This is a genomic window from Oceanispirochaeta crateris (assembly GCF_008329965.1).
Lineage (GTDB): Bacteria > Spirochaetota > Spirochaetia > DSM-2461 > DSM-2461 > Oceanispirochaeta > Oceanispirochaeta crateris.
Window position 1 is genome coordinate 3,976,586 of sequence record NZ_CP036150.1, and the last position, 16,889, is coordinate 3,993,474.

13 protein-coding genes are annotated in these 16,889 nt (G+C 45.8%); 11 read left to right on the forward strand and 2 right to left on the reverse strand.

All coding sequences use genetic code 11. The features are described 5' to 3' along the window. Positions 1-63: 63 nt before the first annotated feature. From EXM22_RS18005 to EXM22_RS18040, 8 genes are all read left to right on the forward strand, one after another. Positions 64-2,163 carry a methyl-accepting chemotaxis protein gene (locus tag EXM22_RS18005; protein ID WP_168203611.1) on the forward strand — a complete coding sequence of 700 codons (2,100 nt, stop codon included), beginning with the start codon at positions 64-66 and terminating at the stop codon, positions 2,161-2,163. Positions 2,164-2,346: 183 nt separating this feature from the next. Next, positions 2,347-4,440: a methyl-accepting chemotaxis protein gene (locus tag EXM22_RS18010; protein ID WP_168203612.1), complete on the forward strand. Its 2,094-nt coding sequence runs from the start codon at positions 2,347-2,349 to the stop codon at positions 4,438-4,440. 175 nt (positions 4,441-4,615) lie between these two features. Then, positions 4,616-5,926 carry a thymidine phosphorylase gene (locus EXM22_RS18015; RefSeq protein WP_149487858.1) on the forward strand — a complete coding sequence of 437 codons (1,311 nt, stop codon included), beginning with the start codon at positions 4,616-4,618 and terminating at the stop codon, positions 5,924-5,926. Between the two features lie 9 nt (positions 5,927-5,935). Further along, on the forward strand, positions 5,936-8,038 hold the full coding sequence (gene recJ / locus EXM22_RS18020; protein WP_149487859.1) for a single-stranded-DNA-specific exonuclease RecJ: 2,103 nt from the start codon (positions 5,936-5,938) through the stop codon (positions 8,036-8,038). Further along, positions 8,035-8,991 (forward strand): M23 family metallopeptidase, encoded by a 957-nt coding sequence (locus tag EXM22_RS18025; protein ID WP_149487860.1) that lies wholly within the window; start codon positions 8,035-8,037, stop codon positions 8,989-8,991. The genes recJ and EXM22_RS18025 overlap by 4 nt, the downstream gene beginning before the upstream one ends. Before the next feature lie 6 nt (positions 8,992-8,997). Next, positions 8,998-9,204 carry a 30S ribosomal protein S21 gene (gene rpsU, locus EXM22_RS18030; RefSeq protein ID WP_114628721.1) on the forward strand — a complete coding sequence of 69 codons (207 nt, stop codon included), beginning with the start codon at positions 8,998-9,000 and terminating at the stop codon, positions 9,202-9,204. 101 nt (positions 9,205-9,305) lie between these two features. Continuing rightward, entirely contained in the window at positions 9,306-9,752 is a 447-nt protein-coding gene (locus tag EXM22_RS18035) for a rhodanese-like domain-containing protein (protein ID WP_168203613.1), read from the forward strand. Between the two features lie 85 nt (positions 9,753-9,837). Beyond that, positions 9,838-12,795, forward strand: coding sequence for an insulinase family protein (locus EXM22_RS18040; protein ID WP_149487862.1), 2,958 nt, complete (start codon positions 9,838-9,840; stop codon positions 12,793-12,795). A gap of 44 nt (positions 12,796-12,839) precedes the next feature. On the opposite strand, the gene EXM22_RS18045 is transcribed toward EXM22_RS18040, so the two are convergent. Next, positions 12,840-14,039: a lipoprotein N-acyltransferase Lnb domain-containing protein gene (locus tag EXM22_RS18045; RefSeq protein ID WP_168203614.1), complete on the reverse strand. Its 1,200-nt coding sequence runs from the start codon at positions 14,037-14,039 to the stop codon at positions 12,840-12,842. A 150-nt stretch (positions 14,040-14,189) separates the two neighbouring features. Here EXM22_RS18045 and EXM22_RS18050 point away from each other — a divergent pair, with 150 nt between their 5' ends. After that, positions 14,190-14,375, forward strand: a complete 186-nt coding sequence (locus EXM22_RS18050) for a histone-like protein (RefSeq protein ID WP_149487864.1) — start codon at positions 14,190-14,192, stop codon at positions 14,373-14,375. Between the two features lie 116 nt (positions 14,376-14,491). On the opposite strand, the gene EXM22_RS18055 is transcribed toward EXM22_RS18050, so the two are convergent. After that, positions 14,492-15,421 carry a diacylglycerol/lipid kinase family protein gene (locus tag EXM22_RS18055; RefSeq protein ID WP_149487865.1) on the reverse strand — a complete coding sequence of 310 codons (930 nt, stop codon included), beginning with the start codon at positions 15,419-15,421 and terminating at the stop codon, positions 14,492-14,494. 153 nt (positions 15,422-15,574) lie between these two features. On the opposite strand from EXM22_RS18055, the gene EXM22_RS18060 reads away from it, so the two are divergent. Next, complete coding sequence (locus tag EXM22_RS18060; protein ID WP_149487866.1) at positions 15,575-16,222, forward strand: GntR family transcriptional regulator; 648 nt, start codon at positions 15,575-15,577, stop codon at positions 16,220-16,222. Continuing rightward, the gene (locus EXM22_RS18065; RefSeq protein WP_149487867.1) at positions 16,222-16,863 is read left to right on the forward strand and encodes a GntR family transcriptional regulator; all 642 of its coding nucleotides are present in this window, start codon (positions 16,222-16,224) and stop codon (positions 16,861-16,863) included. The genes EXM22_RS18060 and EXM22_RS18065 overlap by 1 nt, the downstream gene beginning before the upstream one ends. Positions 16,864-16,889 lie beyond the last annotated feature (26 nt).

A 16,889-nucleotide genomic window follows, 5' to 3' on the forward strand; every position in this document is an offset into this window, starting at 1 on the left:
AATGAGCTTTCAGCTTATATAATAGCGCATCCTCAAATAAAAATTAAAAAAATTGGAATGTTCATGATGAAAAAGAACAATAAAAAAAGGATTCGAGACTCTCTGGCTTTTTCTCTCAATATCTATTTCCTGATCTTCCTTTCTGTCATTTTTATATTTCTTGGATATTTCTTACGCACAACAACGAACACTCTCATACAGAAGGAACAGCAGGAAAATCTTATACGAATGTCTCGATCCACCATGGGAACGATGTCCCTGCAGATGGAGAATGCAGGAAGAGTGCTTTTTGCGCATGCAATGAATCCGAATTATGGCGTTAGTCTGCAGAATCGAAATTTTACATATTCAGCCAGTGTCCTTTACAAGCTGAAGTCCCAGAGTCCCTATTTCGAAGATGTTTTTTTAATGGATTCAGAGGGACTTGTTGTCGGATCCACAAACCCGAAACTGAAGGGGAAAGACTATTCGGAGGATTCATTCTTTAAGAATGCCAAGATGTCCGGTCATGAATTTGACATTGATCCAACGATTGTTCGATTCGGAGAAGAGGGCTATCCGGCAGCCATCGTTTCGTCTGCCGTTCTTGTGGACGGGAATATTGAGGGATTTTTGGTCATATCCATGAATATGCAAAAATTCGGGACCGATTTTATTGTGAATAGAAAAGTGGGTGAGACGGGAAACACCTATGTCATAGACAGCCAGGGGATCATCTTTATTCATCCGGACAAAGAACACATCTTCCTGGATTCCAAGAACCTTGATTTCATCAACGCAGTCCTTGAAGCAGGTTCGCAAGAAGTCTATTTACCCTATACATTCGAGGGTGTTTCAAAACAAGGGGCCTTTGCCTGGATGGAAGATCCTAAGTGGCTGGTTGCTACCGTTGTTGATGACAGTGAGGTTTTTAGGATCACCCGGAGTATAACTCTTATTCTGATTATCCTCCTTTTCTCAACAGATCTTATTCTAATCTTTTTTCTCGCTTTTGTGGTCCGTCATAAGATCACAAGCCGTCTCCTCCCAGTGGAAATTCTAATGGGAAAGGCCGCCGAAGGGCAGCTGAATGCTAAGGGACAGTGGAAAGGGAGAGATGAAGTGGCTTCTATAACACGGAGTTACAACAGCCTTGTTGATTCCCTGAGCAGTTTTTTTCATGACCTGAATAATCGTATGAACAATATGGATGAGGGCGGGAATGACCTTGCTTCCAATATGGAAGAGACAGCTGCCGCCGTACAGCAGATCAAGGCCAATATTGACAGTTCTATGAAACAGATTAGGGCCCAGGACGAGAGTGTTCATGAAACAGCCAGTGCAGTTACTCAGGTCGCTTTAAACATTGAATCCCTGGACCGGTCACTCAAAAAACAGGGGGAGAGTATTCTAAGTTCATCCAGTTCGGTGGAAGAGTTGATTGCCCAGATCAATACCATCAGTAATTCTACTTCCGAAGCCAGAGCTTGCATGGATGAATTGGTGGGAGCCACCCGCAATGGGTCTGATAAATTGAATTTGGTCAGCGGTCAGGTCCATGAAATACTGGAGAGATCCCATAGACTCGAAGATGCCAATAAGCTGATCTCCGGTATCGCTGCCAGGACGAATCTTTTGGCCATGAATGCCGCTATTGAGGCTGCCCATGCGGGTAGCGCGGGCCAGGGATTTGCGGTTGTTGCTGACGAGATCAGAAAATTGGCAGAGCAGTCTTCTACCCAATCTAAAGAAGTGAAGGCCTCTATCGGAGAGATTAATGCCAGTATTATGGATGTGGTGAAGGGGTCTCAGGAATCTGGAAAGTCTTTTGACATTATTCAGGAAAGTATAGGCAGGATGAACCGGATAACCGATGAAATCCGATCCTCCATGGATGAACAGGCTCAAGGGGGACAGGAAGTTCTCCAGTCCTTGTCCGAAATGCGGCAGATTGCTTCGGGAGTCATGGAGCAATCTGGAGAAATGTCACAAGGGAATGATCTGATCAGAGGAGCTGTCGGTTCTTTGGGTGAAATCAGTATTCAGGTCATTCATGCCATGGATGAAATCAACAATGGTATCAATGAAATCAACCAGTCCATGGTGAATGTGGCCACTTTGACCGAAAAAAACAGAGAGAATATTGAGTCTGTGAAGGCCGATGCATCAAAGTATAAAATATGAGGGAAGGGGGCTTTGGAATGCTCATTGCAGAATCCTCCTGAAAATTATTTCTTTTCCAGGTATATCCAGGTCATATTTTTTTGTTCTAACAGTCATATCAGAATTTAATCGTTGTAAGATCTTGCCAGTGGAGAATATAATACTTTAAAAGTAAAAAAAACATTTGAAACTGGAATGATTTTTATGAAAAGAAACAACAAAACAATCCGCGACTCTCTGGCTTTCTCTCTTAATATCTATTTTTTAATATTTCTTACTGTCATTTTTCTTGTTCTTGGATTTTTTTTAAGAACTGTGGCAAACTCAATTATTCTAAAAGAACAGCAAACCAATTTGATGAGCAACTCTCTGTCCATCAAGAATTCTTTATCATCAGATATGGATAATGCAGGAAAATTACTTTACGCCCATTCTATCAATCCAAACTATGGGCAGAGCCTGATTGATAGAGAATATTTTCATTTAGACAGTGATCTCAATAAACTAAAATCTCAATGTCCTTACTTTGAAGATATCTATCTGATGGATTCAAAGGGAATTGTTGTCGCTTCGACAAATCCAAAATTGAAAGGGAATGATTATTCAAATACATCCTACTTTCGGCATTCAAAGAGTCCTGGCCATGAATATTTCATAGATTCAACTATTATTAAAACTGGAGAGTCTGGTTATCCCTCGGCTATGATTACCTCAGCAATCAATGTGTATGGGAAAATCGTAGGTATCCTGGCTATTTCGATGAATATGTCTGAATATGGGCATGATGTAATTCTAGATAAAAATATAGGAGAAACCGGGTACTCCTATGTAATCGACAAGGATGGAGTCCTTTTTATTCATCCCGATGAAGATAAAATGTTTTTTGATTCTCATAACTGGGAATTTATTAATACTGTTTTTGAATCGGGAGAGAAGGAACTATATTTACCCTACACGTTTGAGGGTATTTCAAAGCAGGGCGCTTTTGTCTGGATGGATGACCCTCAGTGGCTGGTCGTTGTCGGCATTAATGATATTGAAGTCTTTAAGGTCTCCCGGCAGATAACTCTTATTCTAATTGGTCTCCTTTTATCGGCTGATATTCTCCTAATCTTTTTTCTCGCTTTTGTGGTCCGTCGAAAAATTACCAGCCGTCTCCTCCCGGTGGAAATTCTAATGGGAAAGGCCGCCGAAGGGCAGCTGAATGCTAAGGGACAGTGGAAAGGGAGAGATGAAGTGGCTTCTATAACACGGAGTTACAATAGCCTGGTTGATTCCCTGAGCAGTTTTTTTCATGACCTGAATAATCGCATGATGGATATGGATGAGGGCGGGAATGACCTTGCTTCCAATATGGAAGAGACAGCTGCCGCCGTACAGCAGATCAAGGCTAATATTGACAGTTCTATGAAACAGATTCGGGCCCAGGACGAGAGTGTTCATGAAACAGCCAGTGCAGTTTCTCAGGTCGCTTTGAGTATTGAAGCCCTGGATAAATCCCTTAAAAGACAGAGCAAGAGTATTCTCAGTTCATCCAGTTCGGTGGAAGAGTTGATTGCCCAGATAAACACCATCAGTAATTCTACTTCCGAAGCCAGAGCTTGCATGGATGAATTGGTGGGAGCCACCCGCAATGGGTCTGATAAATTGAATCTGGTAAGTTCTCTGGTTAATGAAATACTGGAGAGATCCCATAGACTCGAAGATGCCAATAAGCTGATCTCCGGTATCGCTGCCAGGACGAATCTTTTGGCCATGAATGCCGCTATTGAGGCTGCCCATGCGGGTAGCGCGGGCCAGGGATTTGCGGTCGTTGCTGACGAGATCAGAAAATTGGCAGAGCAGTCTTCTACCCAGTCTAAAGAAGTAAAAACATCCATTGGAGAGATCAATACCAGTATTCTGGATGTGGTTAAGGGGTCTCAGGAATCTGGAAAGTCTTTTGACATTATTCAGGAAAGTATAGGCAGGATGAACCGGATAACCGATGAAATCCGATCCTCAATGGAAGAACAGTCCCAGGGAGGCCAGCAGGTTCTTCAATCCTTGGCCGAAATGCGTCAGATAACTACTGCTGTCATGGAGCAATCCGGAGAAATGTCCCAGGGTAATGATCTGATCAGAGGAGCTGTCGGTTCTTTGGGAGACATCAGTATTCAAGTGATTCAAGCCATGGATGAAATTGATAATGGGATCAGTGAAATCAACCAGTCTATGGTCAATGTGGCTGCTTTGACGGAAAAAAATAAAGATAATATTGAAGCTGTGCGGGCTGATGCTTCTAAATATGAAGTATAATAATGATTCTCTTTCCGGCGGAAAGAACGCTAGACTATTATTTTGAATCGCCCCCTCTTAATACTCCTTTATAGGGCACCTTGATGGACCACATTGCATCTCTTTATCCTGCCTTTATATCAAGGGCTGACAGAAGGAGCTATTGTGAGGTATTTTAGTGTGAGGGAGTATGAGGATGCGCATCGTTGATATTATAATGAAAAAACGCGACGGAGCTGCTCTGACTGAAGAGGAGCTTCGTTTCTTTATTAATGGTTATGTCACTGGAGATATCCCCGAATACCAGGCCAGTGCCTGGCTTATGGCCGTATACTTTCGAGGGATGGATGCCGTCGAAACAGGGCTTTTGACCAGACTCATGATGGAGTCGGGCGTCCTTATGGATCTCAGCGACCTTGCCGGACCTCTTGTAGATAAACATTCCACCGGCGGTGTGGGGGATAAAACCTCCCTCATCCTCGCTCCCCTGGCTGCGGCCTGCGGTGCCCAGGTTCCCATGATGAGCGGTCGCGCCCTGGGACATACCGGAGGCACTCTGGACAAATTGGAGTCGGTCAAAGGCTATACCGTCGATGCCACAGAGGATGATTTGAAGCGGATCATCGCTAGAGCCGGGTATGCCCTTATCGGTCAGACCGCCCAGGTCGTTCCTGCAGACAGAAAAATGTATGCTCTTCGGGATGTTACAGCCACGGTGGAATCTATTCCATTGATTACGGCTAGTATTCTGAGTAAGAAGCTGGCCGAAGGAGCCCAATCTCTTGTCTTTGATGTAAAATGCGGTTCTGGGGCCTTTATGAAAACATTACAGAATGCAGAGATCCTTGCCGAATCTCTTGTGAAAACAGGACAAGCCATGGGGCGGAAGGTCATCGCTCTCATCACGGCCATGGAAGAACCCCTGGGCCGGATGGTGGGAAATTTTCTGGAAGTGGAAGAATCCTGGAATTGCCTCCAAGGAGGAGGACCTGACGATTTGATGGAAGTGACCTTGGCACTCTGCTCCAAAATGCTTTTGACCTCTGGTCTCTGCAAAGGTTCTGATGAGGCCATGGATCTATGCCTGCAAAAAATCAAAAGTGGAGAAGGAGCTGACCGGTTCCGGGAAAACATGATTGCCCAGGGAGCCGACTGGCAGTGGTTTTTAGACCATGTCGGAACGTGGCGAGCCCCTGTCAAAGTAGAATTCAAGGCTCCCCGGCAGGGAATCATTCATGAAATCAATGCCTACAAGGTGGGCATGTGCGCCCTGGGGTTGGGAGTGGGACGAAATAAGGCAGATGATCCTGTGCAGCCCCATACGGGATTGCACTTTTTAAAGAAAAGGGGTGAGTCGGTGGCAAAGGGAGATCTTCTTTGCGAAGTCTTTGCCCTGAATGATCAGGATGCCCGTCAGGCTCTGGCCTCTCTGGAGGAGGCTTTTCGCATATCCCCAGACCCAATGACTCCAGAAGCTCTTATTCTGAAAGAAGTCGGAGAACTCTAATAAATTAGTATGAAATGGACAAAAAAAGATATTGAAGGCGGCAAAGTCCGCCAACTCGCTGAAAGAACCGGAATGGATTTGCTTCAGGCATCCATCCTCTTGCGGAGAGGAGTGGATCTCGATAAAAGCCGATTTTTCCTGGAGGATGATTTTCGTTACCTCCATAACCCTTTTCTTTTCAGGCATATGGCTGATGTGGTGGATCGAATCCAGATGGCCGCCGAAGAGGAAGAACGTGTTCTGATCTGCGGCGACCGGGATGTGGATGGAATCACCTCGACAATCCTCCTTTATGAAGCCCTTCTGGATTCTGGAATTGAGGCCGAATGGAGAGTCCCTATCGGGGAAGATGCCTACGGACTGAATCCTGAGCTTATCAAAGATTTTGCCTCTCGAGACGGAACTCTGATTTTCTGTGTGGATTGCGGAATCTCGGATTTTGAGGAGATCTCTCTGGCGGGTGAACTGGGAATCGATGTGGTTGTTCTGGATCACCACAATCCTAGAGGGGGCAAACTCCCAGAAGCCCTTTGCATCGTCAATCCCAAGGTCCAGGAGGATTCTTATCCCTTTGAAGGATTGGCGGGCTGTGCCGTTGTATCTAAACTCATCTGGGCTCTTTGCTTTGCAAGAACCGAGCTCTACGGTCATGAGTACTGCTTCTTCTACATCAATGAAGAAAAGGGACAGCTGGAAATATATAAGTATGTCAATTTGGTAGAAGTCAGCCGGAAGTTTTACCCCCTGGACCAGGAAATTCCCCTGGAGGAACTCTCCGAATCCCTGCGGGGCTGGCCTCTGTTCAGCTATGATCTCTCCTCGCAGAAGCAAACTCTGGATCAAATTTTCGGTAAGGCGGCAGAACTTCATATTACTGACATAGCCGATCAGGTCTGTAGAGACTTTCCTAGTTTGCAAGGACTGAGTTTTCAAATTCTCCGGGATAAAAGCAGACTGGCCCGGTACTCTCTTCAGGCTCCTGATAATGGGGATGCCTTCCTTCATCTATTTTCAGGGCTGATGCTTAAACGCTATCAGGGGGCCTTTGAGCCCTTTGAAAAGGCTCTGGATCTAGTAGCCTTGGGCACTTTGGCGGATCTTATGCCTCTGGAAGATGAAAACCGTGTTCTTGTTAAAAGAGGAATGGAGCTTTTGGGCAAGGCCGTCAGACCGGGCCTTCGTGAACTCTTTATACGGCAGAGATTGCTGGGGAAGCCTCTTGAAACGAATGATGTTTCTTGGATGGTCTCCCCCTGGATCAACTCTTCGGGGAGGATGGGTCAGGCTGATAAGGCTGTAGAACTGTTTATAACAGAAGATGAAGCTATCAGGACTCGTCTGGCCGACGCACTTCATGACTTGAACCAGGAGCGGAAAAAGCTGGGAGATTCCCTTTGGGACGACGCTGTGGAAGAAGCAAGAACCAGTCAGGAAGGCTTGCATAATAAGTTGACCATGGTCCGGTCCCGGCAAATACCCCGGGGGATCACAGGCATCCTAGCCGCGAAGATGGTGAACACATTTTCGGTCCCTTCTTTGATCCTGTCCCGCCAGGAAGATGGAAGTCTCTCCGGGTCTATCCGCAGTCCTCGGGGCTGTTCTATTCAATCCCTGCTGCATGCCCATGCAGATCTCTTTATCGATTTTGGAGGACATGACTGTGCCGCCGGTTTCAGCATGGAGGGCTCAAATGAAGAGGCCTTTGTAAGACGGCTCGGTGAGTTCTGTAAGACCTGGAAACCCGAAATATCAGAAGATATTCCCGAAGTTGATGCCGAAATCCCAGTTGAATACTTGAATCCTGAGCTCTGGGAGATGGTCAGCCGCTTAGGCCCCTATGGCGAAGGATTCAGGCCCTTACTCTTTTTTAGCCGGAACCTCCTGATTGAAAAATCGGAGCTCATTGGCAAGGAGCCTCAGAACCATCTGAAATTCCTTTTATCATCTGAAACGGCCAAATTCCCGGCGCTCTACTGGAATGGCGCGGAAAATTTCAAAGATTATATGAGTCCTGACAACAGGGTGAATCTGCTGTATCATGTAAGCCGGAACTATTATATGAATCGGGAATCCCTGCAGATCACAGTCATCGATATGGAGCCAGCCAATTGAGAAAAATACTGATTATACCCTGCCTGTTCTTTTTATATTTTACTCTGGGAACTCTTCATGCCCAGAGCCTTCTCTCCACATCCCAGGCCTTTCCCGGTGATATTCTAACGGTCGTGGTCAATGAGGGAGACGTGGATGATGAAATACTCTTCATGTTGAAGGATGAAAAAGGAAATGTATGTTCCAACGCCCCCGGTCTCACCTTTGAAATGGAGGGGATCTCCGGACCCAATTTTATAGGACTCATGGGCCTTTCTTCGGATCTAGACCCCGGTAATTACCTCCTCCGGGCCGAGATCAGGAATTCCAAGGGGCTGGCCGTGTATGAGCGTCCGGTTCTGATTAGGACCCGGGACTTCAAATCGGAAGACATACCCCTGAATTATGACATGACCACACTGAGGACTGATGATTCCGCCGAGAAAAGAGATCAATCCCGTCGCTTGTGGGCTCTTTTGAACAGACGATCCGATGGAGCTGTACATCCTGTGGGTGTCTTTTTACCCCCCGTAAAGGAGTTCATACTGACCTCCTGGTACGGTGACAGAAGGAACTATCTATATACAGACGGCAATACGGCGGCCTCTCTTCACACTGGCCTGGATATGGCCGCAGCAACTGGTTCCGAAATTATGGCACCCCTTGATGGCACTGTTGTCATGGCAGAAGAGAGAATCCTTACGGGAGGGACCGTCGTCCTCGAACATCTGCCTGGCGTCTATTCCTTGTATTATCATATGGATCGGATCGATGTCAAAATAGGCGATAGTCTATCTCAGGGCGAACTGTTGGGGACTGTGGGTGCAACAGGGCTTGTGACAGGGCCTCATCTGCATTGGGAACTCAGGGTAAATACAATTCCTGTTAACCCGGAGAGATATCTTTCGCATCCACTTATTGACAAAGATGGAATATTAACCATAATAGACGATACTAAAGAAAAAGGGAGGTGATTCAATATCGCCAACATAAGAATTAGTGATGACGAGCCCCTGGAAAAAGCTATCAAACGGTTCAAGCGTATGGTGGAAAAAGAAGGTATTATCCGAGAATGGAAAAAACGGGAATACTTCGAAAAACCTTCCACTATCAAAAACCGGAAGAAAAAAGCCATGATCAGAAAACAGGCTAAGAAACTCAGAAAAACTGAGACAACCCGGAGATAATCACTTCAAACAAACAGAGGTTCATATGAACCTCTTTTTTTTGTCTATTTTCAAATACCCTCTTTGATTCCCAAAACATTCCACTCATGCTAGAATGCCCCATGATTCAGTGGATACAGTATGTCATAATCATAATAGCTGTTGGTGCCCTGGCCTTTGCGGCCTCTGTCTACCGTATCAGAAGAAACAGGGAGAAGCAGAAGAATCTCTCTTTGAACAGCACCCTTCAGGTCTTAATCAACCAGGATCAATATGAATATTTTCTCATTGATGTCCGTTCTGAAGCAGAGTATAAAAAGGGGCATATTCCCACAGCCATCAATGTTCCCTATGGTCATTTGGGGTCCTTTCTTCCAACGGATAATCTGTTCACAAATATGGTTGTTTATGGGCGGTCTCCTCTTCAGTCCAGCCGTGCGGCTGCCATCCTCAGTGATTCAGGGTATTTCAATGTGACCAGTTTTGGACCTGTCTTTAAATGGAGGGGGCCTGTCACCCGAGAAAGTAAAGACAATAAACCCTCAACAAAAGAAAAGAAGATCCTCTAAGCCCATTATGGGGCCTCTCTTCGTAAACAATCCTGTTCTCTGCCTTAAAATATGATTATATTGATAAGATAGGAGAACAAAATACATGTCAAAAACGAATGATCCTTCGGGATATAAACTCATCAGCATTGATGATCTCGATGAATACCGAGGTCGTGGTTACCTCTTTGAACATATAAAAACCGCTTGTCAAATTTATCATGTCCATAATGATGATGAGGAAAATTTGTTTTCCTTCAATTTTAGGACTCCTCCTTCAAACAGCAGCGGTGTTGCCCATATTTTAGAGCATTCCGTACTTTGCGGTTCCAAAAAATTCCCGGTGAAAGATCCCTTCCTTTCCATGATGAAGGGCAGTGTTAATACATTTTTAAATGCCATGACTTATCCGGATAAGACCCTTTATCCCGCCGCCAGTGTTCTTGAAAAGGATTTTTTCAACCTTATGGATGTCTACGGAGATGCCGTTTTCTTTCCCAATCTGAATGAAGAAGTGTTCAGGCAGGAAGGGCACCGTCTTGAGTGGGACGATCAGGGAAACCTTGTCCGTACAGGCATCGTTTACAACGAAATGAAAGGAAACTACTCCTCCCAGGAAGGCATTGCCAGTGAGTGGTCTATCCGCTCTCTTTTTCCGGATAATCCCTATGGTGTAGACTCCGGTGGAGAGCCTGAGAGCATTCCAACCCTCAGTTATGAGCAGTTTGTCAATTTTCATAAGACCTGGTACCACCCTTCAAACTGTAAAATATTTTTGTATGGAAATATCCCATCGGAGAAAATATTAAGCTTTTTAGATGACCGTTTTTTGAGTGAATTTGATAAAAAGCAGATTGACTCTTCAGTGGCCATTCAAAAAACCTGGTCTGCTCCCCGAACATTAGAAAAGACCTGGCCTTTGGGTGAGGGGGACAGCAGTGAGGGGAAGAGCACCATTTCAATGAACTGGAAGATCTTTGCAGCAGATGATCCCGTCCGCTCTTTGAGCATGTCTATCCTGACGGAGATGCTCATGGGGAATGCCGGTGCTCCCCTCTATAAAGCACTGCTGGAATCGGGTCTGGGAGAAGACCTGTCTCCCGTAAGCGGTGTGGATTTTGATTTGAACGAAGCTGTTTTTACAGTAGCCCTCAGGGGAACAGATCCCTCCAAGGCTGAGTCCTTTCGGGACCTGGTTTTTGCCGCACTGACCGAGTTGAGTCAGGCCGGATTTGATGATGTATTGAAAGAAAGTTGTATGCGTCTTGTTGAGTTCCGGGCCAGAGAAGTGAAGGGCGGCGGTCCTTTCGGGATCAGGCTTCTTAGAAAGATCATGAAAGGATGGAATTACGACAGGAATCCAGGAGCGTCCCTGCGTTTTGCACCGGTTATGGAGGAAGTCAGAGAGAAGGCCAAGACAAAGGGCTACTTCGAATCAATTTTGAAGCAGTGGATTCTCGAGAATCCCCACTGGACCCTGGTGACTGTAAAACCCGATAAACAGATGGCTAAAAAGCAGGAAGCCGCCCTAAAAGAAGAGTTGAAGATTCTTCAAGACTCCATGAGTCGGGAAGAACGGAAAATCCTGGATGAAAAGAATGAATCTCTCAAGATTTTTCAGGAGTCGGAAGATGAGGGTGGGGTGCCCTTTCTTCAAAGGAGTGATATCCCAGTCAAGGTGAATTCTCTGGCATATGAATCCAGTGAGCTTGGGCCTGCCAGGCTGTTGAAGCAGGGAGTCTTTACAAATGGGATTCTGTACAACGACATGGCCTTTTCACTGTCTCATTTGGATGAAAATCTCTATCCGTTTTTACCCCTGTTTACAAAACTCCTTTCCGGCACGGGATTGCCCGGCGTCGGGTATGAGGTCATTACCCGGGATCTTTCCATGAAGACCGGAGGCTTTGGAGTTTCCGTGGAAGCAGGACATAAGGTGGGCGATGGGGCTCTAGATAAACCTGAATCCTTTTTATATATACGCCTTAAGATGCTGGAAGGTCAGCGTCAGGAAGCCCTGGATTTGGCTCTATCCCTCCTGCTTCATGCCGATTTTGACAATCACACCCGGTTGGAACAGATCCTGGTAGAACTCTGGAATGATTTGAAATCGTCCCTGATTCCAGGGGGACACTCTTATGTGATCCTTCGTTCCAACAGCCGCTTCAGCAGTTCCGCCCTCTTAGAAGACAGAATGTTTGGAATTGCCCAGCTGCAGTTTCTGGAATCCCTGGTGGGACAAAAACACCGCATTGTCGAAGTGGCCTCCCTGATGAAAGAGATTCGAAGTCAAATCTTTGCTCTGTCAAATCTGACTCTCAGTCTGACCATGGATGATTCGGTACTGGTTGAATCAGGAACTGTCATGGCGGAATTCTGGAAAAATAATCTGCCCTCCAAGCCCTCAGGGGAATCCATTGGGAGTTCTCTGCCTCAGGATCTGGCTCTGAGCACTCCTGCGGTCCCTCTTTCACAGGCCGAAGGTCTGGGAATCCCGGCATCCGTCGGATTTGTTGGAAAAGCGCTTCGCGGAGCCTCTTTGCAGGATAAAAAGGCTTCCTCCCAAATCCTCTTGAGCCATCTTTTAAAAACAGGTCCTCTGTGGGAAAAAATCAGGATGAAAGGAGGGGCCTATGGTGCCTTTAGTCTTCATTCCGGTTTGGATCAGGTTTTTACATTTGCCACCTACAGAGATCCGGAAGTGGAGAATTCCCTGGATGCCTTCAAGGAGAGTCTTCAGGAGTTTTCAGAATTTCAGGATGAGGGTGAACTTGAGAAATCACTGATCTCTGTTGTAGGCAAGGAGATGAAGCCCCAGTCTCCCTCTGAAAAAAGCATAATTGTACTCAAAAGGCATCTGTATCAGATCAGCGATGAACTCAGGCAGAAGAAAAGAGATGACCTTATGAACTGCAGAGCCTCCGATCTTCAGGAAGCCTGCAGAGATCTTCTCGATCATTGGGATGAGGACTCTGTTACAGTTATGTCACATTCAGACAAGCTGGATAAGGCCTCGGCAAGATGGCCCGGATTGAAAGAGTTTAGGATTGATCTTCCCCAGTAAGAGTGACGTTCCCGGCGGGAATCCCTTCGGGAAGGTTTTCATCCTTATGACGGTTTCTGGCCGAAATGAAATGGCTTTTTGACTATCAGGAGCTGACAGGACAGAAAAGAGAGAAAGAAAAGGCTTGTCTGCAGGTTACCCTGATGAAAGTAAACAGCATTGAATAGGACCATCAGGACCCAGAGGCCTCCCTGGATCTGCCAGAATCTTAAGAGCTTTTCCGCCGAATTCCTGGTAAGGATGAACCCTGCCACCAGGTACAGGGGGTGAAACATGAGAACATTGATATTCTCTCGGGCAACCAGGTGGTCTGTGAAGAATGAAATGAACCATACAGTCAGCCCAAAGAGGCTGAAAATCGTCATAATAAACACAAATAGAAAGACAAACACGGACTTCCTCCGCTCTCCTAAGGACAGGCTTTGAAGCATCATGAGCAAGACACCCGCAGCCAGGCCATAGAGCAGAGCGGGAACCGCCAAGGAAGGAGCTGTTTCGGGTATAGTCCTGTTTCTGGATGATTCTGCAAGGACTCGTGTACTCAAAACAGCAGGCTCGAGGCTGTCTCCGGATTTAACCTGGAGGAGAGAGAGTTGCTTCATCAGTTCATCGGGTAGGAACATGGTTTCCCATACGCTAATGGGACTGTCAATTGTTCTGCCCTGTAGGAGTGACAAGAGCCAGTCCGGGAAGAAGCTATGGCTTGTATAGCGTCTGAAACTCCCCCTGAAGCTGGTTCCTGCATCCCTATCTGTGGCGTCTTTCAGCTGCCCGTCCAATGCCTTGTCGATGATGTCTCGAGGTCGGGTGGAGCAGTTATCCAGGTAATGGTGATAGAGGTATGTATTGTTGCCGGGAAGGATATTCCTTTCCAATTCTTCCTTCATTTCTAGAATCTTTTCGCTGGGGATGTTTAGTTTCAGGAGTGTGACGTTTCTATCTTCTGTAACAATGTAGTTTTGATAGGCCCTGGCAGAGACACCAACCTTAAGGTAAACAAGACGTCCCATGGCAAAATTTCTGTAAAAATGGTCTGACTTGAATGAAAAATTGCCAAAATCGTAAAATTGGGAGTGATTTTCCTCCTCAATGATGATTCCTGTGTGACCAAACCAGAGGTAGAGATCCTTTCCCGGTCCAATTGTCAGGAGATAGCAGTTGAGTTCCTCTTTCTGAATCTGGGCCGAAAGGGGAGCGAAGGCAGCGGGAAATATCAGAACTAAAATCAGGAAAAGCTGTTTCAAATAGATCCTCCAGGGTATAAAAAAGAAGAAATGACTGGGATATATTATTCTAAGGGTCTATTTTTTTCCAGCGCTTTGCCTTTTTCTATTTATTTACTTTCTTAAACTGTGATAGAATAGGCCTCAACTAATTGGCATAAGGAGCAATTTATGGCTGAAAAAGAAACCCTGGTGGTATCATCTAAGGTTAAAAACTACATCAAAAGCAATGGTGATCTGAAATGTTCCGCAAAAGTTATTGATGTTTTATCTGACAAGATCAGGGAAATGTGTGATGCAGCAATTGAAAAAGCAAAGAATGATAAAAGAAAAACTGTTCAGGAAAAAGATTTCTAAACAGTGATTCCTTGAGAATCAAATCTTTAACCAACAAAAGAAGCTGCCTTTTCATAAGGGCAGCTTTTTTTGGTTTGATCTTCTTTCCAGTATGGAAAAGAGAGGCCCAATAGCCTTTATCCCTTGATCAGTTCCAATGCTCCGGGCAGGCAGTGAACATCTACGTCTTTGGCCTCGGTGCTCAAAGTTTCCCCATCGGCATGTATGACCAGAGCGCCCTTGCGTGCTACAACTCTGAATTTCCTGCCCAGGGATGTGAATGTATCCTCTCTTATATCCTGAGTTCCCTTATAGTAGTCAGCAAGGGCCGAAATCATGATTCTGCGGGTGTTCTGCTGGGTGGTGTGCAGGTCCAGTAAGCCGTCTGTCATGTTTCCCTTCGGTGCCATCAAAAAGGCTCCTCCCAGGCGTTTCCCATTCATGAAGGAGATCAAAGCCGCTTGGCTCTGAATCATTTGATCATCGTAGAAGAGATCTACTTCGGGAGCTTCGGGGTAGGTAATGATCGTTTTAAGAGCCGCGTATATATAACCCTGAAACCATTTGACCTTGGCAGCTTCCGCGTTGACAATGGCATCAAAACCAAGACCCACACCATTGGCAAAATAGCGTCCTTCACTGGCTTCGCCGCCCCTGACCCAGCCGATGTCCAGGAGAATTGTCTTATCCTGAATCAGATTCTCCAAGGAATCTTTGAGATTCAAAGGGATGCCGGCGCCAAAGGCAAAATCGTTTCCTCTTCCAATGGGAAGGACTCCGAAGGCGGGAAGGGGGCTGTCGTTTCCTATGTTTTTGAAAGTCATAAGGCCGTTCACCACTTCATTACAGGTTCCATCTCCTCCGGCGGCGACGATGGCGCACTCCTGGTGATGTTCCTTTTCGGCTAAAGATGCAGCCAGTTGGGCTGCATGACCCGGTTTTTCAGTCTTGTGGACAGTGTAGGTCACACCTTTTTCTTTAAAAAAATCAGCCAGGGTAGAGAGTTTGTTCAAAGCTCTGCCTTTCCCTGCTGCAGGATTCAGGATCAGATGATAGTGATCTTTCAGAGGAGGCTCCTCGTATTAGAATTTGTCTTTAGTATTTTTCATCCTAATCTAACACAGAGATTTGTCAACAAGAAAGGGTGTAGGCTATTTTTGAATTTATCATTTTGTATACAGAAATATTGACCTCCATCCATTTTCTGAGCATAATTAAAAATGATGAGAACATACAAAGTTGAAACAGAAGATCTTGTTGAAAAAGTTTATAAGAATATCAAACAGATGATCTTAAAGAGAGAGCTTATTCCAGGGCAGAAACTCACCCAGGAGGATATGGCTAGGCTTCTCGGGGTTTCAAGAACTCCACTTTTATCGGCATTCTCCAAGCTTGAAAAAGAGTGGCTCGTAGAAAGTCGTCCACGACGGGGCTACTATATTCGTGAATTATCCAGGGAAGATGAGTTGAACCTCTTTGATATTCGTCTGCGGCTGGAGCCCTTAGGCGCGGGAAAAGCCGCGGTAAACGGCAATGCTTCTGAGAAAACACAGTTGATGAAACTATTGGAAAATGTTCCCGATTTTGACTGTGAGGGGAGTAGAAAGCTATTCAATGACCTGGATTATAACTTTCATGGACAGGTTATGGCCATGAGCCGGAACAATATGCTCGAAATGATGCTCTCATCCTACAATATTATAAGTCTCAGTAATCAGGACGAAATCCACATCGACTGCAAAAAAAGCATGGAAGGCCACTGGGCCATTGCCAAGGCTATCTATGAGGGAGATCCTGAAGCCGCGGAAAAAACCATGCTGGAACATATTGGAATAGGCCGGAATAGAATTCTGGAGCAAAGGTTTTAATGACCCGTGTATCCCGTGATGCCCTGGGCGATCTTGTGTACGAACAGATTGTCCGGATGCTGCTGAATCATGATTTGAAACCGGGAGAAAAGATTCTGAGGAAAAAACTGGCAGCTGTTCTCGGCGTCAGTCAGACCCCTATTAACGAGGCCATCAACCGCCTGGTCCGGGAGGGAATCCTGGAACAAAAGGGATCTTCGGGGCTCTTTGTCCGGGTTTTTACAAATAAAGATTTGATGGAACTCTTTGCGGTCAGAGCCGGCTTGGAAGGAACGGCACTGCATTTGTGCATGGAAGAGCCGATAAATCCCCGGCTAAACAGAATCCTGAACCTTTTTGATGACTTTTCAATCCCCATTCCGGAAAGTCGCTACAAGGAATACCGAAAAAAAGATCAGGAGTTTCACGGTGAAATACTCAAAATCTCAGGGAACCGGGTTATCCTGGATTTTATAAGGAATTTTGAGTTCATCCTGCGCTGTTATCAAAAAGGATTGATCCGTACTCCCGATGAGACGCTGATGGAACACCGGGCCATCGTTCAGGAAATCCGCAATGGAAATCCAGATAAAGCACAGCAGCTCATCATGAGCCATCACTGGAAAACAAGGGATAGGCTGAAGGAAATTCCCGATTCTTAAGGTATGACCTTTCATTATTCTCCTAG